This window comes from Candidatus Brocadia sinica JPN1 (assembly GCF_000949635.1).
Taxonomy (GTDB): Bacteria; Planctomycetota; Brocadiia; order Brocadiales; family Brocadiaceae; genus Brocadia; species Brocadia sinica.
Map to the genome: position 1 here is coordinate 511610 of NZ_BAFN01000001.1, position 24054 is coordinate 535663.

A 24054-nucleotide genomic window follows, 5' to 3' on the forward strand; every position below is an offset into this window, starting at 1 on the left:
TATCGTATCATAAGATCACTCGTTTTTAAATATTTTTCTAACGAAATAACAGATGTAATTTTTCACTTGCTATCCCAAATGGACTGTATAATTTTTCGCAATAAAAAACACTGCAACTACAATTACGAACACGGCGAACCATTTTTTCAAATTGGCGGGAGATACGTGATGCGAAAGAGTGGCGCCAATAAGCATGCCATCAATAGCAACCATTGTTACAAACATTGTTACACGAAGATCGAACCCACCGTAACGCAGATGACCTAACAGTCCCGCACAACAGTCGATCGCAACAATTAAAAGAGACGTACCAACAGCGTCTTTCATGGAGATGTCGCAGAATAATACAAGAGCAGGCACTACCAGGAAACCCCCACCTATGCCCAGAATACCTGTCAATAAACCTACGATTAAACCTGCCAGCAACGCTTTGAATTTGCTCCGACCATGATGAATTATTACGTCACGATTATCGTGCCTTTTAATCAACATCAGCACGGCAATAACAATCATCAGAGCGGCAATTGAAAGAAGTAGTGCTGCAGGCGAAAGCAAGCACGTCAGACGTGAACCGAAGTAGGCACTAAGCGTGCCAGTAGCGCTAAAAAACACCCCGGTTTTTAACTTGACCGTACCGCGCTGATTGTGAAGCGCCGCGCCAATCAGACTTGTTACCCCAACAATAGTCAACGACATATCGACGGCATGATGAGCTTCAACACCAAGAATATAAACTAAAACCGGTATGATGATGATCGAACCACCACCACCAATCAAACCAAGGGATATTCCTATCAATGCGCTCAAGATTAAACCTACTATTAAATAAATTTCCACTCGTATTTCTCGAATTGTCGTCACACAGATAAGAACTTGTTTCCTGAAACTTTTAAAAATTATAGAAAAATCACGTGAGTTATACTATTTTAAAATGTATAATATTGCAATTCCCCATTGATTGTTTTTAACCATGAGTCCGCATAAGAATACAATCACAGGTTTCATAAATACACAGATTTTTTATCCGCACGATCTATGCAACCTGTCTGAGTATTCACCACGTACCGAAGGGGCTGAAGAATCTTGATATTGAAATCCAAAAATACTAATAGGAGGCCGCAAATGATGGGAATGATTTTGAACAAAAAGGCTTTATCAACTCTTTTCCTAATTTTTATCAACTTTCCTTTTGTTGTAAATACATTATCAGCGGCACCGTGGACGACAGAGACCGTGGTTAAAGAAAAATATTCCCAATATTTTTCTTCAAGGGCACTCGCTATTGATACTCATGGCCATCCTCACATTGTTTATGGAGGCACCAATCTCTTCTATGCATATCATGACGGTAGTAAATGGCATATTGTGACAGTGGATTCATTGCCCGGAGTAGGCGGGTGTGCCTCAATAGCGATGGATAAATCGGGCGAGGTACACATTGGCTATTACGACCTTACGAATAAAAACCTCAAATATGCTACTAATGCCTCTGGCTCATGGATAACCGTTATTGTGGACAACAGTGGAAAAATAGGTGGGTATATCTCCACAGCGCTTGATACTTCAAGTAAGGTACATATCAGTTATTATGACGATATTAACGGCAATCTCAAGTATGCCACGAATGCCTCTGGCGCATGGGTAACAGCTACGATAGATAATAACGGAGATGTGGGGGCATATACCTCCATAGCAGCAGACATATCGGGCAAGGTGCATATCAGTTATTATGATCTCACAAAGAAAAATCTCAAATATGCCACGAATTCCCCTGGGTCATGGTTAACAGCAACTGTGGATAAAGGTGAATGGGTAGGGGGGTACACCTCCATAGCAATAGACGTATCTGGCAAGGCACACATCAGCTATCATGATCTTACCAAGAAAAACCTCAAATACGCCACCAATGCCTCTGGCGTATGGAAATTGACTACTGTAGATAATAGCGGAAATATAGGTGGATATACCTCCATAGCAGTTGACACAGCGGGTAAGGCACACATCAGCTATTATGATATCACTAACGGTAGCATCAGGTACGCTGCCAATACCACTGGCACATGGATAATAGATGCTGTGGCTAAGAATGTAAATGTTGGTAGTTATACCTCCATAGCAGTGGATACATCTGGTAATGTGCATATAAGTTATTATGACAGCATCGATGGTAGTATCAAGTATGCCACCAATATTCCTGGTTTATGGACAACTGAAACTGTGGACAAAGGTGGAAATGTAGGGGCATATACCTCCATAGCAGTGGATACATTAAACAAGGTACACATAAGCTATTATGACAGCACAAAAAACGACCTCAAGTATGTTACCAATGCCTCCGGCTCATGGGTAATCAAAACTTTGTACAGTCAGGGAAGTGTAGGCGAGTATACTTCCATAGCAGTGGACACATCAAACAAAGCACACATAAGCTATTATGATAGCACGAATGGCGATCTCAGATATGCCACCAATGCCTCTGGTTCATGGGCAACCGAGATTGTTGATAGCGGTGGAAATGTAGGAGAGTTTACCGCCATTAAAGTGGACGCGTCTGGTAAGACACACATAAGCTATTATGATTGCACGAACGAAGACCTCAAGTACGCCGCCAATGCTTCAGGTTCGTGGATAACTAAGACCATTGACAGTAATGGAAATGTAGGAGAGCATACCTCTATAACAGTGGATGCGTCTGGCAGGGTGCATATAAGCTATTATGACAACACAAAAGATGTCCTTAAATATGCCACCAATGCCACGAACGCTGCTGGCTCATGGACAATCAAGACTATTGATAGCGATGGTGATGTCGGGCAGTTTACCTCCCTAGCAATAGACACATCAGGCAAGGTGCACATGAGTTATTATGATTATACTCATGGCGACCTCAAGTATGCCACAAATACCTCCGGTTCGTGGGTAACCAAGACCGTAGACAGTAGTGGAAACGTAGGTGGGTATACCTCCATCGCAGTGGACACATCAGGCAAGATACACATCAGCTATTATGACAGTACTAACTTCGACCTCAAGTATGCAACCAATGCTTCCGGTTCATGGGTAACCAAAACTATAGACAGTAGTGGAAATGTAGGCGGGTATACCTCCATCGCAGTGGACACATCAGGCAAGGTACATATCAGCTATTATGACGATACCAACTTCGGCCTCAAGTATGCAACCAATGCCTATTAGAAAACAATACAAATCTCTTTGTACGTTTCAAACAGTTTATAGTTGTGTATAAGGGTGGATGAAGCGAACAGAGTGGATCAAATGAACTTTTTGTTTCAAAAGTGGGTAAGAACTGTTATAAATTGCCATTTTTTGCACTTGTTTTGTCGCTTTTTAGCCAATAAAGTAGGGAATAAATCTCACGAAATAGGGTGAAATTGCCCATTTGACCCAGTCTGAAAGCGAACCTACCCCTGAGTCCCCTTCCAGGAGGGGATTGAGAGATGGATATTGTGAAGGTGGATTCGGCGCAAAAGACCTCGTCTTAATTGTTCGACTGGGCGCTCACGACGAAGTCTACCCTATTCATACTTAATTTTTAACAAAATGGTTAAGTTTTCATGTGATTAGCCTTATCATCCTTGTTAGCGACTAAATCACGCATGGGAAATAAATTTCTCCGCAACCTTAATCCTTTATTTGGCGTTTTACTCTTTACCGCAACACTTTGGGTGCTCCATTATGAACTAAAAGAGTATCACTATCATGATGTGCTGCGCCAATTGAAGGCGCTTCCAACTCAGCGCCTTCTTCTCGCCCTCCTGTTTACCTCCCTTGGTTATTTAGTACTGATAGGATATGACTTTCTTGCCCTTCGCTATGTAAATCATCCACTTAAGTACGGCAAGATTGCTACCGCCGGTTTCATAGGTTATGCATTCAGCAACAGTATTGGAGTTTCCATGCTTGCAGCGGTACGTTATCGGCTCTACTCGTCCTGGGGGCTTTCTCCGGTTGATATCACGAAAGTTGTTGCCTTCTGTGGCCTGGCTTTCTGGTTAGGCATCTTTACCGTCGGAGGGGTGCTTTTCCTCATTGAACCATTTGAAATTCCTTCAGTAATCCACTTTCGCTTTGTGTCTTTACCATATCTTGGGATACTCTTCGTTGTCTTTATTACAGGATACTTGTTGTTTAGCGCCTTGAAAAAGAAACCTCTAAAAATTTTCAGATGGGAGTTTTCTGTACCCTCTCTAAAATTTTCTCTTTCCTCGACAGTAATAGCTTGTCTGGACGTGATGCTGAACGGAAGCGTACTTTATGTCTTGCTCCCCTCTCATGAAAACTTGCCTTATCCAAAGATTATTGGCATCTTTCTACTATCACAGATAGCAGGAATAGTCAGCCAGGTCCCCGGAGGGCTTGGAATCATTGAAACAGTAATTCTCTTTTTTCTCTCGCCTATGCTACCAGTTTCTGACATCCTTGGATCGCTTTTAGCGTTCAGAGGAATATACTATTTACTGCCAATGTGTTTTGCCACTGTTCTTCTGGGTATGCATGAATTCATCCAAAGAAAAGAGGCATTCAAACTGATTGCCCGTATCTTTGGACAATGGGTGCCGGAGATTGTACCAAACATACTCTCTCTTGCCACTTTTGTGGGAGGTACAATTCTGCTTTTTTCCGGATCAGTTCCGGCTGAAAAAGTTCGTATGTTGTGGATTAAGGATATAATCCCACTACCAGTTATGGAGATCTCCCATTTTTTTGGCAGCCTCGCGGGTATTTTGCTCCTTATACTAGCCTGGGGACTGCAACGAAGACTTAACGCCGCATACCCCCTTATTGTGGCCCTTCTTATTGCAGGAATTGTCTTTTCCCTGCTTAAAGGATTCGATTACGAGGAAGCGATCATTCTTGCAATCATGTTGGGCGCACTCCTGCCTTCCCGCAGGCATTTCTACCGCAAAACATCTCTCATAAACGAACCGTTTACTCAAGGATGGATTACGGCTATTGTTTTTGTTATGCTTTGTTCGGCCTGGCTAGGACTTTTCTCTTACAAGCACGTCGAATATTCGGATGAGTTATGGTGGCATTTCAGCCTGTCGGGAGATGCCCCCCGATCTCTCCGTGCTGCCGTGGGAGTCGGGGTTTTAGCGCTTTGTTTCGCTGTGTTTAAACTCCTTCGCCCAGCCTTCACAAAACCCTCTCTTCCTCTCATGGCAGATTTAGATATGATCCATTCCCTGGTATATAGTTCAAAAAATACGTATGCCAACACAGCACTGCTTGGAGATAAATCTTTCCTACTCAGCGAACGCAGAAATGCATTCATTATGTATGCTATCAGCGGCAGGAGTTGGGTGGCATTTCGTGACCCGGTTGGCCCTGAAAGCGAAATATCTGAACTTATCTGGAAATTTCGCGAGATGTGTGACCGTAATGACGGATGGACAGTCTTCTATGAAGTCAATCGAACGAATCTCCCTATTTATATCGATCTTGGCCTAACATTACTTAAACTCGGAGAAGAGGCCCGCGTTTCCTTATCGAACTTTTCTCTTGAAGGCAGGGTTCATAAAGGACTACGCCATACCCACAATCAGCTTGAGAAAGAGGGTTGTATTTTTGAACTGATTCCAACGGTCAAAGTCCCCCCGTTACTGCCGGAATTCAAGATAATATCAGACTCCTGGCTGGCAAAAAAAAATATTACCGAAAAAGGATTCTGCACAGGGTTTTTTGAGACAGAATACCTGAAAAATTTCCCTGCCGGAATAGTAAGAAAAAATGGCAAAATCATTGCCTTTGTGAATATCTGGCAAGGAGCGGAGAAAGAGGAGCTTTCGTTAGATCTTATGCGATATCTCCCTGATGCCCCACATGGCGTCATGGAATATCTGTTCATCGAGCTCATGCTGTGGGGAAAACAGGATGGATATAAGTGGTTCAACCTGGGAATGGCACCTTTCTCAGGGCTTGAGGAACACGCCCTTGCGCCTCTCTGGAACAGACTTGGGGCGTTAGTTTTCCGTCACGGAGAACATTTTTTTAACTTCCAGGGATTGCGACAATACAAGGAAAAGTTTGGTCCCGAATGGGAACCAAAATATCTGGCGTCTCCAGGCGGTTTAATACTACCACGTATCCTTACCAACATTGCTTTCCTCATTTCAAGAGGAACTAAGGGCGTTGTTGCAATTTGACAGAGAGATATTACACTGATATTTTATTGTCAGTTTTCGTAGATTATTAACCATAACACCATGACAAACAGCACAAAAACCAGCATGGCGCCGCTACAAATTTCCAATCATCTGGCCCGATTAGTGCTTGTCACTTTCATTTTAACGTTTATCGTGGTTAGAGTGCTTGTCATTTTAATTATGTCCCGGAGAATACCTGATCTCTACCTGCATTTGGGTGGAACGCATGTTCACCATCTCAACTATGGCATTTTTCTCCTTGCCGGTGTTGGTGCATATCAGTTGTTCTGGCACCCGAGTGGGAGAAACCTAGAAATAGCTGCGATAATTTATGGAAGCGGTATGGCATTAACATTTGATGAGTTTGGAATGTGGCTACATTTGGGAGGCCCTTACTGGCAACGGGCAAGTCTGGACGCTATAACGGTAATTTCCGCCGTGTTCGGCCTGATTGCTTTCGCCCCTTCATTGAAACGGTTTCACTTTCAGCATTGGGCAGGAGCTTTTGTCATCACTGTAGCTGTAGGTATCTTCTTTTTTATGCTTTTGGAGTCATTTAAATACGTTGATAAAATCGTTATTCCGGTACTTCAGGAAATCGAGACCACATCACCCCCATAACATCTTCACAGAAACAAAACGATTTGAGTTATTTATTGATTTGACTATATCGCGAAAGGATAAATCATGAAAGTCTCCAAAAGCATCTTCTTTGGTCTTATGTCAGCATTACTTACCGCCTCTATAGCACCGGCAGAGTCACATGAAATACTTATACCACAAGTAAAACCGATCTTTCTCTCTCCTTCCCTTAACAGCCAAAGCCCTTTCTCTGCCTTCACAGCCTCGAATATAAATGACAATCCGGAGGATTCCCAATTTAAAAAGCTCAAACGCTGGTATGAAACAACGACCCAAAGGAGTTCTACTTTTACCGTGGGCTTTCAACCATACGGAGTGGCCTTTGATGGTACCAACATCTGGGTAACGAATTCCGGGAGCATCAGCATTACAAAACTAAGGGCAAGTGATGGCACTGTGCTTGGCACCTATGCCGTGGGCTACATCCCAAGAGGTGTGGCCTTTGATGGCGCTAACATCTGGGTGGCAAATTCCGGCAGCGACAGCATAACAAAGTTGAGAGCAAGTGACGGAACCGTGCTCGGCACCTATGCCGTGGGCTTCTATCCCTATGGGGTGGCCTTTGATGGGGCAAATATCTGGGTAACAAATTCTGGCAGTAACGATGTGACAAAATTGAGGGCGAGCGATGGAACCGTGCTTGGCACGTATACCGTGGGTTTGAACCCAAGAGGAGTGATCTTTGACGGCACTAACGTGTGGGTGGCAAATTCTAACAGCAATAACATAACAAGGCTGAGGGCAAGTGACGGGGTTGTACTCAACACCTATGCTGTAGGTTGGATCCCAAAATGGATAGTCTTTGACGGTGCCAATATTTGGGTAACAAATTATGGCAGTAGCAATGTGACAAAGCTGAGGGCAAGTGACGGAAACGTACTCGGTACCTATACCGTGGGAATTTACCCGTATGGGATAGCCTTTGATGGTGTTAATATCTGGATTACGAATGCCGGCAGTAACGATGTAACAAAAATGAGGGCGAGTGACGGCGCCGTGCTCCGTACCTATGGTGTAGGCATCAACCCAAGGGGCGTGGTCTTTGATGGGACCAGCATCTGGGTAGTAAGCTATGACAGTGGTATGATAACGAAACTGTAAACGGGCAGTGGCGACTCCCTGTTGTCTTCTGTCTAACCATGAACATTCAATGTTTGTCCTTCTGTAACATGCAATGAAAATTTATTATTGGATCAAAAAGCACTTCCGTGGGTAAATTATTTCAAAAAACGGTGAATCGAGGATTTGAGGGCATTAATTACGTTTTTTCCTTCGTCCTGATTGCCTTTATGTTTTTAATCATTGGGTCACTGTTCTTTACCACAACCCCTACTGCTTTTTTCCAACAAATGAGCAGTCGTATAGTGCTTCTCTCCATTGCCGTGACATTCGGCTCCTCTTTTATGGCTTCTCTGATAGTTTTTGTTTTCAGTGTACCAACTGCATATGTACTTTCCCGAAAGACCTTCTGGGGAAAACGTGTCCTGGAGACTGCGGTGGTTGACTTGCCTCTGTCTTTCCCACCCGGCGTTGATGGTCTCATTCTTCTCCTTTTGTTATCCAAGACGGGCATCCTGGGTAAATTTCTCGAACATTTTCATGTCCATGTGCCTTACACCTTTGCGGCTGTGGTCCTGGCCAAACTCTTTGTAAGTATACCCTTCATGATCAGCTTCGTTCGGGAGGCATTTGATCGTGTAGACAAAAACATTGAGAACGTGGCATATACTTTAGGGGCGAGCTCATTTCAGATATTCTACAAACTGACGTTTCCTCTATCTATATGGGGAGTACTGAAGGGACTTGTCATGGCCCTTTCAAAGAGTTTGGGTGAGATTGGAGCCACCTTAATCCTGGCTGGGGGTTTAACCTCTTCTACCGGCACCATGTCGGTATTGATCTATTTTGCAACTCAGAAAGGGGAGATGGATAAGGCCATCGCCCTTGCCATTATCCTTGAATTTCTGACGTTTATCTTATTGACCATTATAAAATTCTTCTTTAAAGAAACTACCCATAAAATCCATGCATAAATTGCAATTGATCAATGTATCTAAAAGCTTTGGGTTACATGCAGTCTTGAGAAATTTATCACTCGAAATTTTTCCAAATGAATTATTTATAATCCTTGGTAGCAGCGGGTGTGGGAAAACAACCCTACTTCTTGGTATCCTTGGCTTACAGCAATTTGACAGCGGTCAGGTAATTATCGATGGAATAGATGTTACAAATCGTAGTCCTGGTGCACGCAACATTGGGTATGTACCACAAAATTACGCCCTTTTCCCCAATTATACGGTCTTTGAAAATATAGCCTTTGGGTTGCGGTTGCGCAAGGTTTCGAAAAATATCATACAAGCAAAGGTTAGACAAATTATTGATGATTTTGGCTTGCAGGGACTTGAATACCGTTTCCCATCTCAGTTGAGTGGAGGGCAGATGCAGAGAGTGGCCTTGGCGAGGGCATTGATTATTGAACCAACGCTTCTATTATTGGATGAACCGGTAAGTGCCCTGGATATAGAAACACGACAAAAGATCAAGGCAGAACTGAAAGAGCTTCAAAAGAAGTTACACATCACCTTGGTCTATATTACGCACGATCAGCAGGAAACATTGGAGTTGGCAGACCAGCTTGGTATTTTAAACAATGGCACAATAGAGCAATTTGGAAGTCCTGATGAGGTTTTCTATAAGCCTAAGACTTTATTTGTTGCCCGATTTCTGAACACAGAGAATATGCTGAAAGGAAAAATCCTTCATAAATTTGGAAAGAAGGCAACTATTCAGGTAAATGACATAGTTCTAAATACATATACTTCCTTAGAATTATCAGAGGGAGATCAGGTGACGGTCTGCATTCGTCCCGGTGCTATCCATCTTAGTACCCATCACAGACAACCGGGCAGAAACGTTTTTGCCGGAACGATAGAATCCATTCATCCCATTGGAAGGGATCTCGAAGTAAAGGTGTTAGTTGCCCCGCATGAAATTCTTAAAACACGCATAAGCCGGATCGTGGCCAAGGAGCTAAAGCTCACCCATGGAATGCCAGTCAGTCTCTCGATCGATGAGGCATTTGTTCATCTAATTCCAGTTCAATAAAAATTGATGACAAAGGAGAAACCTTTATAACTTACCTAATATCCAATATATGCTACCGCTAAATATAGCAGCAATGGGTAAGGTTGTGAACCATGATAAAAGTATCTCCAGGACGATACGAATGTTTATACGCCCCGTGGCCAAACCTATGCCAAAAAGAGACCCCACTGATACGTGTGTTGTGGATACTGGCATCCCAAACTTGCTGGCAAATATCACCAGAATACCCGTAACAAGGTTTGCAGTAAAGCCCTGGCCGTGATTTAACTTTGTGATTTTATTACTCATCGTTTCAGCCACTTTTCTGGCATTCAAAAGACCACCGGCAGCCATTCCACCAGCGACTGCCAGCATACCCCAGTGCACTGGCAAGCCTTTAATTAATAACAGGAGAGCCACAATCTTGGGCGTATCATTAAGACCCCGCGCAAAACTCACAACTCCAGCAGAGCAAAAGTGTAAATAATCTAACGATTTCTGGCTATTCATACCAAGGAAATACCCTTTATAAATTTCCCGGCAATTTTCCTGAGTATCAATAGTAATACCAATAGTGCTACTGTATTTCACTGAAAGAGGAGCGGCAGGCTTACATGATGGAATTACTTTTCCCCGCTCACCAACACAGAGACACCATTCCTTTGTTATGCCGGAATGAATACGAATCCTACGGAAAATAATATAAAGAATGCTGCCGAAAGCTATCGCAATAACAGGACTGAGTAAAAGCGGGAGGAAAAAGGTACTACCCAAAACGGCAAAGTTTACCTGTAAACCTATGGCAGTAAAACCGGCACCAACCAGAGCGACCGTCAGGCTGTGTGTAGTCGAGATGGGGAACCCCGTTACTGTTGCAACCATAACAGTCATAGCAGCGCCAATCGTTACAGCGGTAACAAATTCAGGAGAGTCCGCAATCGTATGAGGAAGCAGATTTTTACCGGAAAAAGTGGTTACAAGGCCGTATGCAATGAATATCGAAGTCAGTGAGCCTGCAAATGTTGTAATGGTTGCCCACCAGATTGCATATTTATAATTGGTGGTCCTGCTTCCAAAAAGTGTAGCGACCCCTTTAAAGTTGTCGTTGGCGCCGTTTGAATATGCAAGGAAGCATGTAGCTGAAAAAAGGATTATTAACATTACCATGTTCTTAATGTCTTTGTGTGCGATATGCTTTTCGCATCTTTTCTCTGTGTCTCTGTGCCTTTGTGGTGAATTTTCCATTCCCAGGCGTTTCTGTTGGGTGCGCTCCGCTTCACCCAACCTACAGAGGGTTACAACAAGTGTCACAGAGTCGAAGTAATAACAATGTAAATTCTGTTACTTCATTAATTCCACTGATGTAGAATAAAAAGGCACTGTAACCTTACTGAGGGGTATGGGTACTTCATCGGCCTTCTTGGGGAATATTAAATATTCAATCATATCCAGTCGCAATGTTAGCTTTTTAAAGGCTGCATTACGTGGAATTTTATACTTGTAATAAAATGATTTACACTTTCCTGGCATTAATCTCTCATCTTTTACCTCGGTAGGGTATGTGAGGAACTCAAATGTCCGTGTGATAAAATATTCCTTCAACCCCATCTCCCTTCCATTTTCATCCAGTACCGCCACACGGGCGGCAATGCCCCTGACCGGTCAGCCTGTTGGTACGCGATGCCCAGCCCCAGTATTGGTAACCCTTATTTCACCCTTTACTTTATCTCCAATTTTATAAGCATCCTTTTCCATTTTCAATTCTACTTTAAGGGCATTTCTTAATTCGTCCGGGTTGCGAGAACTTTTCTGATCATGCATTCCATAAACACACTTTGGTCTTCCCAGTGAGGCAAACCCTTCTTTCCTCAGCATATGACAATCCTGGCATGTCTCCTTTTTACCAGATTTTATGTACTCATCGCTGGTATAGCATGTCTTTTTAATCCGTGCCCGTGGAAAGCCCCATGAATGACACGTGTAACAGAACTCAGACTTTTGAAAAGATGGATCGTATTTACCAGAGTGTGGCGCTTCCCCTTCTTTTATCTCTCGGGGTCCGTACAGGGTCTTATTCCTTAAGTGACACACCACACACGTTACCCCTTCTTTTATAAGCATTGTATCAAAATCCCGATTTTTTATTGCAACAAAAGGTAGAGGTCCCGTTTCTTTAAAACCCCGTAAAATTTTGGGTTTCTGTTCCAGCATGGGGAAATGACAATTGGAGCAAAAGGGTGGATTATTCCTTACCGTCCAGCATGCCTGAAAGACGGGGCTTGTCGATGACTTGCTGTGCATGGATTCCCGCCACTGGTCATAAATTTCCTGGTGACAATCCTTACATGAGTCGGCGCTATGTAAAGGGATGCCTGGTGGTAACTCTAATCGAGGAATATAATTTGACGGGCCAATAAATGTAACACATGCATCATTGCCCCATAAAACACGGGGCACGGTTATACCAACAACGAATACCAGGATTATTTTAAACATGTTCATGTCTATTTCCTCCTTACGGCTGGTTTAATCTTGCAGATTGAACCAGCGCAGGGTTCATCCCCTGCCATTGGCCGATCACAAGGAATCGGCGCTACTTTTTTGCCAAAAGTGTCAAAATATTTTCTAAAGCACCTAAAACTCAATTTTTAAACCAAAGCTGGTAAGAAAGGCATCATAATCGCCCAAGAGTAACGGCTCGGCCCTGTCGTTCTGCAAAAGATACCGTGAATTAACAAAGAACGACAGAACCGTATCAGGCGATCGCAGATACTTGTAATCAATTCCCATAAAAGGCGCTGATTGAATGAAATCTGCATTATGTGATTCAGAGAAAAACTTACCATCGACTGCTAAGAAGGTATTCCCCACATCAAAATACATCTTAGACCTGAGCCGATAAAGTAATGGATAGCCGTATGTCAGGGAAACGGCATTCACATCAAAATCCATATTATTGGCATCATTTGTTTTACGTCTATATTGATACAGCGAATATCCCAGGGAGACCTTATGATTGTAAGGTAAATCAGAGGAAACACCTATCCCTCCATGGGAAATGCTTCCCTTTTTTCCAGCCCCTTCCTCCGTTCTGACACCAAAGAAAGGTTCTATAAAACCAGGCTCCTGAACGTTGTCTGCCCTTGAACTTTCTATCTGTCGTAAATAATCCAGGTCCGCAAAAAGCCTTGTAAAAGAAAGGATTCCTGGAAATGGATAGTCAAGGTGCAGTCGTACCCCCTCCCTATTTTGTGGATACTTCTTTGCATCATGAAGCTGCCAACTATCCGCATACGTTGTAAAATAGGGAAGCTCATAAAAGAGACCCGGAGGTTGGACATCATCGGGTCTTTCCATCTTTATCACAAAGGGATCATATTTTGGTTCAACAAATATGCCTTCCAGGTTAAAACTTGCCCTCCCGATGGTGCCACTAACGCCTGTATTAAACAGATTTCCATGAACGTCCACTCCATCACTTCTAATTGGCCGATAAATACTATGGGCATAGGCAGCCCATACCTTATAGGTCGGTAGAAAATTATACGAGTAATCAGCACCAAGGACAAACTCGTCCTGCCTCCCTACTTTATTGTAAGGAGCTTCCCACCGTACAGAATTGCCATCCACCGTACCCTGTAAGGGCGAATCTATTTCTGATGTCGATGCACCTCTATTAAACGGGCTCATAAAGTTGAAGCCAAATTTCATATCTTCATATTCCCTTCCCAGATAGAATCCACCCAACCAACTGGTAGAGTCTGAATCTTCGGGTAATTCTGCAAAGTATACCTCGTACAAGGTTGATGGGATAAAGAAGGGATTATAAAATCGCCTGACAACGTTGACTCCATAAAATGGCAAATAATCCGGTCCGTAAAAGGTCGGATTGGGTTCGCCTTTGAGTACGTAGTCACCAACGTGCAGTGGGGTAAATGCGCCCACGGACATAGTCGTGTCTAAGGGTTGGTACCGAGCCCAGAACGTATTGAGTGAGACGTCGTTTGAGTGTCCTACAAAGGGATTAGAAAAATACGGCGGGGTAACACCCCAGATATCACCTACCCCGACATCGCCACCCAGACCATACGCATCCACCTCCAGACCCATGGTCCAATCCTCCGACATATCCGCATAGACACCTGCCCTTGCCCTTGTTGTTATTGCCGCTCCTTCTTCAATGGAAAATACATTTAGTGGTCTCGGTAGTGTATATGTTGGTTCCCACTCCTTGTGCATCCTCTGGGTAAGAAATCCCATTGTATAATCAAATGCGCCTTGAGTTTTTGCAGTATCGCCTTTGAAGTCAACGCCGATACCCGTTGCTATAGACTCGATGCTAAAATTAGTCCTATATCTATCCGATTCGGGTTTTGTCTGAAACCAACTGGATTCTGGCTTTATCTCTTGAAGTGCATCGGCAACCTTATCCATGTCCAATCCAAGCATAGGGGATCTGAGGTATTTATCCCTTATGTCTTCAGTCTTACGTTTACTTGTACCAATCCTTTCCAGTTCTTTTCTGAGTATCCAGATGCGTGTACCAGGACCACTGCTAAAGGTTACAAGGCCGCTTTTGTCCACGACAAAAGTATTTGTTTGTGGTCAGGTCTCCGAAATATATTCACCTACGTAATCCTTTACTACCTTAAAATCTGTATCTATCAGGTATGGATAAGGAATGTCTACCCTCTCGGCAAATTCAACGGTTTGATAGGTCTTGGTTAACATACTTATGGCAAGAATTTCAATATCATAATCTTCCATGAGTCCTTGCATAACCTTTGCCCTGCCTTCACAACCGCTACAATAATCAGAAAACCAGATAATGACGGGCTTTACACCTCGATATGCAGACAGCGTAAAATCTTTGCCCCGGGTGCTGGGAAGTGGAAAATCTGGGGCTTCAGTACCAACCTGTATGGTGTCTGCGCAGACTATACCAGGTATGGCGATAGAAATAATAAGGTAGGAAGAGAATAAAGATAACCACAGTTTCACCTGAAAAATACCTCCTGCACTGTCATTCTGAGCCCTTCGCTTTTTGTCATTCTGAGCACATTCACGGAGTTTACACTGAGCGAAGCGAATGTATTCAGTGTAAACTCCGCGAAGAATCTCGTTTGGCGAGACCCTTCGCCTTCGGCTCAGGGTGACATTTTTCATTATCCTTTGTGATCCAGAGACTCATGGATGTTTCATTTCATTAACTCCGCTGAGATTACTACAAATAATCCTTTCCCAAAGCCTTCTTCAATGGGTTCGAGACTTTGAATCTTATCTGGATTTTTGAAAATGGTTTGAATAATTTTAAATTTTCCAAATTTAAAATCCCTCAGCCAATTCAAAACCTGATTTATTGGATAAAATTTAGCATTCTTATAAAATTTACTTTTCTTTGTTTTCTCTCTATAACGCCTTCCCAGAGGGCATTCTTCGTCCAGCATTCCTATTATTGTTTTTCCAGCAGGTCTAAGAATTCTTTTAATTTCTCTTATCGCTTGTAAAGGATTTACTAGAAAACAAAACGTTGTCACCATGAGCGCAAAATCAAAGGAATTTTCACGGAATGGAAGATCTTCGGCTTTTGCCACGTAAACATGAATTCCTCTCTTCCTTGCAATTTCAGCCATTGCCTTTGCAGGCTCAATGCCAATTTTTATTCCAAATGGGGTACAAAAACGACCCGTCCCGATTCCAATTTCTATTCCTTCCCCTGTTTCAGGTATGAACTTCCTAACGGCTTCTACTTCCAATTTATAAACCCACTTATGAGTCACGAACCACTCATCGTATTCAGTAGCTGCCTCTTCAAAAATATTCGTATCCATTAAATTGGGACACAGATTTTCACAGTATTATAGGGCACGTCGCACCTTGCCCCTACAAGTTTTTAATATCATGATAATCGTTCGACTGAGCGCTCACGACGAAGTCTGCGTTCATTTGCATCCAAAATAAAATTTTCGAATTAATATTCCAGCTTATTTACCCAATCGGGGCATCTCATTCCTTCAACGGCATCATAGGGAGGGGTATAAGGCTTAATATCAATGAGAGGAGTGCCATCAACTACATCCAGCCCTTTGACTTTAAGTATATTCCCGTTTCTTTCAATTACTTTTACAGTAGTCATGCCAATAGGATTTGGTCTCCACGGGCAGCGGCAGGCAAATATACCTACTTCCGGTACATCTTTTCTCCCTTGCGGTCTCATTTTAAGTTTGACCTTATCTACTTTATCCAACCAATAAAGGATGATAAGATGAGAATATTCGTCAATTCCTTCCAAACCATCTGAGTAGTTGTCGTCAATGATTATTTCTGTGATCAAGTCTTGCCAACCGCCAAATTTGGGTTGTTTTATGGGACTTTTAATGTAACCGATGGATTTTAATTGCATAATATTTCTCCTGTGAGATTAAAGCGTTTTGTGATCTATTCTCAAACACTTTGATATATTTCCATCTCTTTTGGTTTGCGAATAACATTATAAATCATGTTTTTTCTACTTGGTAACCTTCAGCCTGCCATTCACGAATACCACCCTTCAAGTGGTACAGCTTCCTTTAATCCTTTACCTTTTAATACCTCGCATGCTTTGGAACTGCTATTTCCGCTTCCACAATGGATAATCACTTTTTTGTCCTTGGGAATCTTATGGATATTCTGTTCAAGCTCTTGAACTGGAATGAGATTAGCGCCTTTAATATGTACTTCGTTATATTTTTCTTTAGTTCTGACATCTACTACGATCACATCTTTTTCCTTATCTATCAATTCCTTTGTCTGTTTAGCTGATATATCTTTTACTTCATATGAGTCCTTTTTTACATCCATTTAAATCCCTCCCTTAAATACGTTATAAGTTCATGCCATACATGATTTTGATGATTTAATACCTCCCTTTACCTTCGTGTTGCAATAACTTCGAGATATTCTGATTCTACGTGTGTTGAATTATCCTTTGCCTGGTTATGATCTAACCACAGCCGCTCTAAATCACGACGCAGAGCCACTTGTTTTTCAGGGTTGGCTGTGAGCGCTTCGAAAGCCCGCTGGGTTGGACCGTAATAAACGCGCCAGAACTCCACTACATCGGCAGGAGTAAAAGGAAATTTGAAGGAAATAAGCCGCCTGGTTAGCCGCAGGTCTGAAATATTCTCCCGCAGTCTTTCGCACACGGTCTCTTCATCTCCCCATAGAACGGGTGACGGCATAAGAGGCGGAGGTGGCACATGAGCGGCGATAGTCTTGAACACCTGACCGATAAAGCCGGTAGGTGTCCAGTTTGCCAACGCAATACGGCCACCAGTTCGGCAAACGCGTGTCAACTCCTGTGCCGCCTTTTCGGGACGAGGTGCGAACATCACACCGAACATACTCACGATGATATCGAAGGACGCATCATTATACGGCAACTTCTCCGCGTCACCTTCATCGAATTGGATCGTCAGTCCTTCGGCCTGAGCACGAGATCGTCCTTGTGCAAGTAAATTGATGGCAATATCTACGCCTGTGACAATTGCACCTCTGCGTGCGGCTGGAATAGCCAGATTACCGGTTCCACACGCTACGTCAAGCACGTTCGTCCCCTGTGCAAAATTGAGGCGTTCGATAAACTCGGTGGCACCTGATTCATAAGACCTGGCAATTTGTGTGAAATCACCAGCCATCCAGGTTGCTTTTAAACGAACTTTAAAAGATTCCATCTCAGGTGTTAATGTGCTCATAGTATAACTCCTTGTTAATATGAAAAATGTGCATTGATCGTATTAATTGACACGGCTTATACCGTAGCCGCTCAAACGGTATTGAAAGCATCGAACTGTGGCCGAATGCGTTAAACTACCTCTCCATCGGCAGACCGACATGATTCCATTGCTCCATGCCGCCCCGCAGTACAAAAACATCCGTAAATCCTGCTTTTGTAAGCAACTCTGCGGCTCTCGTTGAACGATGGTCAGTACGGCAAACAACGACCATAAATTGCTTCTTATACGACTTTAACTCATCCATACGGCGAGATAAATCTTCAATGGAGATGTTTATGGATCCAGCGATGTGACCAAGGTCTCCAGCGTATTCCTCTGCACTTCTAACATCCAACAAAAACACGTCTTCTCCTTTGTCCAGTAGCTGCTTAAGTTCCGTAGCGTTGAGCATGCGTGCAGGTTCCTTGCGCAGGCATTTGATGAGCCGTGGTATAAATGCTACAAGGGCGAACAATCCTAAGCCCAGGAGTGATTTCTGGATTATACCCTCGCCACCCGCCACTGCATTGCGTCCTGCATATCCGAGGTATGTGTAAGCTATAGCGCCAGGTAGCATGCAAACGTAGGACGTAACCACGTAATGGAACAGGCGGATACGCGTAAGCCCCAGGGCATAGTTCAGCAGATTAAAGGGAAACAGTGGTACCAGACGAACGAAGGCAACAAAGCGCCAACCTTCGGCTTCTACACCCTCAACCAACTGCCTTAACCAACCACCAGTCTTGCGGGATACCAAATCAGATGCAAGATAGCGGGCAATAAGAAATGCCATTGTGGCACCAATAGTTGCACCTGTAAGGTTGTAAAAAGTTCCCCAAACAGGTCCGAATAGCACACCGCCCGCAATCGTCAGAACCGACCCCGGCATGAGCAGCACAGTCGAGATTGCATAAATACCAATGAACAAAAGCGGGGCCATGATCCCTGTACCTGCAAGCCAACTCTCAAGTGCGGTGACATCGAATTGCTTGCGGTAAGTAACCGCAGTTGCAATCCCGGCTATCAGAAAGACGAACACGATAATGCGAATGATGTTAGTAACCTTCATTGGCCTGCTCCTTATTTACGACGATCAATCGTATAGCCGCCCACCTTACCAAGAAAGGGAATTGCTAACATACCAGGCAGAATTGCACAATGCTTTGTATTGCGAAAATTCCAAAGGCCAATGGTCATACCTTCGTGTCCCATGCTAGGCTGATCGCGGTATGTGCCTAAAAACCGATCCCACAATGGCAGGTTAAAACCGAAGTTGGAGTTGGTCTCGTAATACACTACCGAATGGTGCACCCGGTGCATTTCAGGAGTCACGACGATCCAGCGCAGCACTCGGTCCAAACCACGCAGTATACGAACGTTGCCATGGTTGAACATAGACGTGGCATTCAGTAGCACTTCGAATATAACCACGCCTAACACAGGCGTGCCTATAACTACAACCACCCCAAATTTAATTACCATGGATAGAATGATCTCAAAAGGATGGAACCGAATTCCTGTGGTGACATCGAAGTCCAAATCTGCATGGTGCATGCGGTGTATTCTCCAGAAGATAGGGATGGCATGGAACATCACATGTTGCAGGTAGATGACAAAGTCCATAACAATTACCGATAACGCCACAGCAAGACTGTATGATACGTGGAAATAATTGAAAAGTCCCCACCCGCGTTCATGAGCAAACGCTGCCATGCCAACCGCGGCAGCGGGGGAAATGATGCGCACCAGGAAACTGTCAAGGAATACGATACCGAGATTGTTAATCCATCGTAGTGTCTTTGAGACTGTGAGCTTTCGCCTTGGCGCCACAAACTCCCACAGGGCCATAATCAATAAGATACCGAAAAAGAATACAAGGCGAATGGCCACCTCATGTTTCATAACGAATTCACTAGCGCCCATGGTTCTTGCCTGGTGGTAAGTAGTATCTATAAACTTCAAGAATATATTCAAATAATCCATCATATGATAAACAATATAAGATACTTGATGAATTTCCGATGCGCCGTCTTCATGCGTTTTTGCAATCTTTCTGGAATTTCCTGTATTTTAGCAAGTGCTTTGAGCTAAAATACCGCCACTTGTGGTATATCTTGAACATTTAAATGTTAAAAAAGTAAAATATGTTTGACTATATTATAATATTATCATATAATAATCAACCAATTTCTAAAGAGGGAATAAAAAATGAACAAATTAGACATCAGAGATAAAGCAGAGACTCTAAAGCTCTTGGGCCATCCAACACGACTATTGATCTTAGAAGAGCTTGCCAAAGGTGCTAAGTGTGTAACTGATATCCAGGAATTATTGGACATTGAACAGTCTAACCTCTCTCAACATCTTTCAGTATTGCGGAGACTTAAAATAATAGATTTTTATGAGGATGGAGCGCTTCGTTGTTATTACATCACACGTCCCAAAATGGCAGATTCACTATTTATGTTCATTTCCGGGAATTATCCTGTTGTACGCCGTTCATGCGAAGAGGTTCGAAAGGAGGGTGAAAGAAGACTGATAAAAACAGCCACGAGAAAATAAATTTTATTCGTACAGGACATCTCATTCCTTCAACTGCATCATACGGAAGGGTAACCGGCCTAATGTCTATGAGGGGTGTTCTATCCAACCCATCTAATCCTTTACCATTGAGCATATTCCCATTTCTTATCGCAGTTCCCGCTTTGCCAGCCACAAACCGGGAAACATGGGCAACCAGAGCGTGAATCCCCTCAACAATAACGTTGCCGTAAATGCCGCCTCTAATGTAATGCCAAGCATAGTAAGCATCGCAACACATGTTGCCTCAAAGGTTCCCAGCCCAAGAGGAACCGGACCGAGCGTTGCAACCATCGAAGCAATAACAAAACTTGGGAAAACCACCAGAAACGAGGCATCCTGTCCAATGGCATACAGCATTACATTCAGGGTATAAGCATCCAGTAAGAAAATAGTCCCTTGAAGTAAAGTTGTTTTTATAAACAGTTCAGGACTTTGCAGCAGGTAACCGGGTGCATCACCAAGAGCATTTAACAAAACGGCTAAGCCGGGAATGCGCATCAAAAACCCAGAAAATGATTGTTTTTTCCGGCGCCTCAGCCACAGAGCTCCTGCGGGAATTCCTACAGCAACAATGCAGAACATCGCTGTAACAGCCACGATCCACACGTGTAAGTCATGATAAAACCATAACAGCGCTATACTTGCAAGCGCAGCAAGAAGGTATGCCAGGTAATATGCTACCAGGCTGACCAGAAGAATGGCCATGCAGAGCGGTCTGGATATACCACGACGATTCAATGAGGCAACCAGAAATACCGTTCCACTCATACCACCACTGGGTAATGCCTGGTCTGAAAAAAGTTTCGCTACGCCTAAAGGCACAAGCGACAATAGTGAGTAACGTACACCGGCATATCTTAGCGTTTGATGCCAGACGGCAGCAGCACTGAAGTATGTTGCCGATTGAAGAAGAAAACCGACAATCAGCCATAATGGCATTGCCTGGCGCAAAAGCTGAGCAAAGTGTTCTAATTCGCTGAAGTGGGTAACGAATAAAACTAACCCTGCAAAAAAAAGCAGACTCAAAAACCATACCCTGAGTCTGCGGGTTATGAGAGTAGATTTTAACGAGACCTTTTCACTCTGTTTGTCGTTTGATTGTGGTGTAAAAGAAACCATATCAGCCAATATATCGATAAAATATGCGTTTCATCATTTCTGAAACAATCACGTAGAGCACAGTGATTCCGATAAGCATCATCATTACTTTTACCGGTAATGCTACGAACCCAAAAACGGCACCAACTGGCAGAAAGGGCAATAAGATAGTAATAATCATGACTACCAGCGTTGCATAAAAAAGAAAGCGTCCTGGACGGCTTTTATAGAATGGCTTATACGTGCGCACAACCAGGGTAACCAATAACTCGGTAAGGAGCGACTCAACAAACCATCCTGTTCGGAACAACTCAGGCACTTTACCAACGAAATGTAGCAATGCCCAGAACGTGAGGAAATCAAAGACACTGCTTACTAGGCCAAAAGTAATCATAAAATTGCGAATCATCCGGATATTCCACCGATGTGGAGTGCTTTCCCACTCACGATCCACATTGTCACCGGCTATACCCAATGCCGGAACGTCAGACAAGAAATTATTCAGCAAAATTTGTTTTGCCAAAAGTGGCAAAAAAGGTAAAACCAGAGAAGCCAGCGCCATACTGATCATATTGCCAAAATTGGCGCTGGTAGTGATGAATATGTATTTTAGTGTATTGGCGAATGTTCGTCTGCCCTCATCAATACCCTGGCGAAGCACCTCAAGATCATGCTCAAGCAGCACGAAATCCGCTGACTCTTTGGCTACGTCAACGGCCCTGTCAACCGAGATACCAACATCTGCAGCATATAATGCGGGTGCGTCATTGATACCATCCCCCAGATATCCCACTACATGTCCCATTTTCTGCAAAGCAAGTATAATGCGTTCCTTCTGATTAGGGTCTACTTCGGCAAACAACGTCACCTGGAGCGCCAGATGCCACAGGGCTTCATCCTTCATTGTAGACAATTCCTTCCCTGTCACTATGCGATCGACATTCAGACCAACCGATTCTGCCACATGACGCGCAACAAGGCGATTATCGCCAGTAATAATTTTAAGATCCACCCCTAAACGACGCAGACCGTCCAATGTCTGTCGCACTCCAGGCTCAGGTGGGTCGAAGAACCGAAGAAAACCCATAAACACCATCGTTTGCTCATCGGCACGCCCGTACGCTTCTTTTGGCTGTAAACGCTTTTGTGCAATACCTAGGACGCGGTAACCCTGTTGACTCCAATCAGAAAACTGATGAAAAATATGAGAACGAGCGTCATCATCCAGCAATTCGACGTTATTACCGTTTTGAACACGGGTGCATACTTCCAATATGTTCTGCAATGCACCTTTCGTGATTAATAAAGGCTGAGAGTCCTGCCCTTTGCAAACCACTATACTCAGCCGTTTCCGAACGAAGTCATAGGGTATCTCATCGAGCTTATGGTAGTCCAAAACGTTCATACCGTCAGCCTCAGCACGTCGAATAACAGCTGAATCCAAAGGATTATCAAGTCCAGTCTGCAAACGGGAGTTTAGATAGGCCAGATGTAATACGGTATCTGAAGAAGACCCTTTAAAATCCAGGGTATCGTCCAACCGCACTACCCCCTCGGTTAATGTACCAGTCTTGTCTGTACAGAGTACATCCATACTTCCCAGATTCTCTATGGCATTCAAACGTTTTACGATCACACCTCGTTTAGCCATATCTTTAGCGCCACGTGCTAGCGTAATAGTAAAAATTGCAGGGAGTAACTCCGGTGACAAAGCAACTGCCAGGGCCATGGCGAAGAGAAGCATCTCGAACATAGGATGACGCAGCACTATACTCATCGTCAGGACAACAACTACTACTATGATCATGATTTTAATAAGCAAACCACCAAAATGTTTGAGTCCACGCTCAAACTCGGTTTCCGGTCGATCTAGCACAAGTTTTTTTGATATCTGACCATAAACCGTATCACGTGCAGTGTGTACGGCCAGGGCAGTTGCCGTACCGCTGCGGACCGTCGTACCCATGAACACGCAGTTGTTTCGTTCTGCAAGGCTTGCATCTTTCGATACGGGACCGGATTGCTTTTCAACGGGAAACGTCTCACCTGTTAATATTGCCTGTGAAACGAAAAAATCCTTTGCTTCAAGCAAAATTCCATCTGCCGGAACCAGGCTACCAGCAGTAAGCTGGACAATATCACCCGGAACAATATCTTCGCTGGGGACAATTTGCTTTTGACCATCACGTATTACTGCTGTTTTTGCAGACACCCGCCTGCGGAGCTTTTCAACAGCGTTTGAAGCATGGCGTTCCTGCAGGAAGCTTAATACATTACTGATAAAAATAATGGCAAGTACAATCGTTGCATCCAGCCAATCATGCAGCACCATAGCGATAGCTGCTGCACATATTAAAATGAGAACGAGCGGATTGATGAATCGATTCAAAAATAGCCATAAAAACTTGACTCGATGACGACCGTTAATTGTATTAAGACCATAATTTTTCAGTCGTTCCGCTGCAACTGATACACTGAGACCCTTATAACTGCTTCCTAAAGCTTTTAATACTTTATCAACTGGAAGACACCAATATTGTAAAGTTGTATCTGGTCGACCCATAAATTTATGAAAAATTTGCTTTTATCATTGATTTGGGTTGGCCTTCCCAATGATTCCTCTATCAAAAAGAAGACCCACACCATGTGGTGAGAGAACTGAAATGGACAATACCCTTTTCTTTATTGGTCTGTTCATCATTGTAAGCGGTATCGTTAAAGCAGGG

Annotated in this window: 21 protein-coding genes; 7 read left to right on the forward strand and 14 right to left on the reverse strand. The window is 43.5% G+C overall.

Annotated features, from left to right (window positions below; all coding sequences use genetic code 11):
- Positions 1–69: 69 nt before the first annotated feature.
- Positions 70–837, reverse strand: coding sequence for a sulfite exporter TauE/SafE family protein (locus BROSI_RS02315; RefSeq protein WP_082059330.1), 768 nt, complete (start codon positions 835–837; stop codon positions 70–72).
- 285 nt (positions 838–1122) lie between these two features.
- Here BROSI_RS02315 and BROSI_RS02320 point away from each other — a divergent pair, with 285 nt between their 5' ends.
- The 6 genes from BROSI_RS02320 to BROSI_RS02345 all read left to right on the forward strand — a co-directional run bounded on the left by BROSI_RS02320 (position 1123) and on the right by BROSI_RS02345 (position 9914).
- The gene (locus BROSI_RS02320) at positions 1123–3195 is read left to right on the forward strand and encodes a hypothetical protein (protein WP_052562005.1); all 2073 of its coding nucleotides are present in this window, start codon (positions 1123–1125) and stop codon (positions 3193–3195) included.
- Between the two features lie 422 nt (positions 3196–3617).
- Complete coding sequence (gene mprF, locus BROSI_RS02325; RefSeq protein WP_052562008.1) at positions 3618–6167, forward strand: bifunctional lysylphosphatidylglycerol flippase/synthetase MprF; 2550 nt, start codon at positions 3618–3620, stop codon at positions 6165–6167.
- Positions 6168–6227: 60 nt separating this feature from the next.
- Positions 6228–6788, forward strand: coding sequence for a hypothetical protein (locus BROSI_RS02330; RefSeq protein ID WP_200891671.1), 561 nt, complete (start codon positions 6228–6230; stop codon positions 6786–6788).
- A gap of 66 nt (positions 6789–6854) precedes the next feature.
- The gene (locus BROSI_RS02335) at positions 6855–7910 is read left to right on the forward strand and encodes a Vgb family protein (RefSeq protein WP_052562010.1); all 1056 of its coding nucleotides are present in this window, start codon (positions 6855–6857) and stop codon (positions 7908–7910) included.
- 188 nt (positions 7911–8098) lie between these two features.
- Positions 8099–8842, forward strand: a complete 744-nt coding sequence (locus tag BROSI_RS02340) for an ABC transporter permease (protein ID WP_157842329.1) — start codon at positions 8099–8101, stop codon at positions 8840–8842.
- A 46-nt stretch (positions 8843–8888) separates the two neighbouring features.
- On the forward strand, positions 8889–9914 hold the full coding sequence (locus BROSI_RS02345) for an ABC transporter ATP-binding protein (RefSeq protein ID WP_162183215.1): 1026 nt from the start codon (positions 8889–8891) through the stop codon (positions 9912–9914).
- A 24-nt stretch (positions 9915–9938) separates the two neighbouring features.
- Here the strand turns inward: BROSI_RS02345 and BROSI_RS02350 are convergent, their stop codons facing one another.
- The 11 genes from BROSI_RS02350 to BROSI_RS02400 all read right to left on the reverse strand — a co-directional run bounded on the left by BROSI_RS02350 (position 9939) and on the right by BROSI_RS02400 (position 19570).
- Positions 9939–11138, reverse strand: a complete 1200-nt coding sequence (locus BROSI_RS02350; RefSeq protein WP_230400622.1) for an inorganic phosphate transporter — start codon at positions 11136–11138, stop codon at positions 9939–9941.
- 96 nt (positions 11139–11234) lie between these two features.
- Positions 11235–11531, reverse strand: coding sequence for a hypothetical protein (locus tag BROSI_RS02355; protein WP_052562017.1), 297 nt, complete (start codon positions 11529–11531; stop codon positions 11235–11237).
- 24 nt (positions 11532–11555) lie between these two features.
- On the reverse strand, positions 11556–12395 hold the full coding sequence (locus tag BROSI_RS02360; protein ID WP_052562019.1) for a multiheme c-type cytochrome: 840 nt from the start codon (positions 12393–12395) through the stop codon (positions 11556–11558).
- Positions 12396–12527: 132 nt separating this feature from the next.
- Positions 12528–14477, reverse strand: coding sequence for a hypothetical protein (locus BROSI_RS02365; protein WP_052562021.1), 1950 nt, complete (start codon positions 14475–14477; stop codon positions 12528–12530).
- A gap of 21 nt (positions 14478–14498) precedes the next feature.
- Positions 14499–15059, reverse strand: coding sequence for a peroxiredoxin family protein (locus BROSI_RS02370; protein WP_052562025.1), 561 nt, complete (start codon positions 15057–15059; stop codon positions 14499–14501).
- Positions 15060–15091: 32 nt separating this feature from the next.
- Positions 15092–15724, reverse strand: coding sequence for a class I SAM-dependent methyltransferase (locus BROSI_RS02375; RefSeq protein WP_052562026.1), 633 nt, complete (start codon positions 15722–15724; stop codon positions 15092–15094).
- A 140-nt stretch (positions 15725–15864) separates the two neighbouring features.
- Positions 15865–16296, reverse strand: a complete 432-nt coding sequence (gene tsaA / locus BROSI_RS02380) for a tRNA (N6-threonylcarbamoyladenosine(37)-N6)-methyltransferase TrmO (protein WP_052562027.1) — start codon at positions 16294–16296, stop codon at positions 15865–15867.
- A 131-nt stretch (positions 16297–16427) separates the two neighbouring features.
- Positions 16428–16733, reverse strand: a complete 306-nt coding sequence (locus BROSI_RS02385) for a rhodanese-like domain-containing protein (protein WP_052562028.1) — start codon at positions 16731–16733, stop codon at positions 16428–16430.
- Positions 16734–16801: 68 nt separating this feature from the next.
- Complete coding sequence (locus tag BROSI_RS02390; protein WP_052562030.1) at positions 16802–17626, reverse strand: class I SAM-dependent methyltransferase; 825 nt, start codon at positions 17624–17626, stop codon at positions 16802–16804.
- A 115-nt stretch (positions 17627–17741) separates the two neighbouring features.
- The gene (locus tag BROSI_RS02395; protein WP_052562032.1) at positions 17742–18716 is read right to left on the reverse strand and encodes a VTT domain-containing protein; all 975 of its coding nucleotides are present in this window, start codon (positions 18714–18716) and stop codon (positions 17742–17744) included.
- A gap of 11 nt (positions 18717–18727) precedes the next feature.
- Positions 18728–19570, reverse strand: a complete 843-nt coding sequence (locus BROSI_RS02400) for a sterol desaturase family protein (RefSeq protein WP_052562033.1) — start codon at positions 19568–19570, stop codon at positions 18728–18730.
- A 285-nt stretch (positions 19571–19855) separates the two neighbouring features.
- Between BROSI_RS02400 and BROSI_RS02405 the strand changes: the two genes are divergently transcribed.
- The gene (locus BROSI_RS02405; protein WP_052562035.1) at positions 19856–20209 is read left to right on the forward strand and encodes an ArsR/SmtB family transcription factor; all 354 of its coding nucleotides are present in this window, start codon (positions 19856–19858) and stop codon (positions 20207–20209) included.
- Between the two features lie 126 nt (positions 20210–20335).
- Here BROSI_RS02405 and BROSI_RS02410 read toward each other — a convergent pair whose 3' ends face one another.
- Both BROSI_RS02410 and mgtA read right to left on the reverse strand, forming a co-directional pair.
- Positions 20336–21256, reverse strand: coding sequence for a lysylphosphatidylglycerol synthase transmembrane domain-containing protein (locus BROSI_RS02410; protein ID WP_157842331.1), 921 nt, complete (start codon positions 21254–21256; stop codon positions 20336–20338).
- Positions 21257–21350: 94 nt separating this feature from the next.
- A complete protein-coding gene (gene mgtA / locus BROSI_RS02415; protein ID WP_082058982.1) occupies positions 21351–23891 on the reverse strand; it encodes a magnesium-translocating P-type ATPase in 2541 nt (846 codons plus the stop codon).
- Positions 23892–24054: the final 163 nt, after the last annotated feature.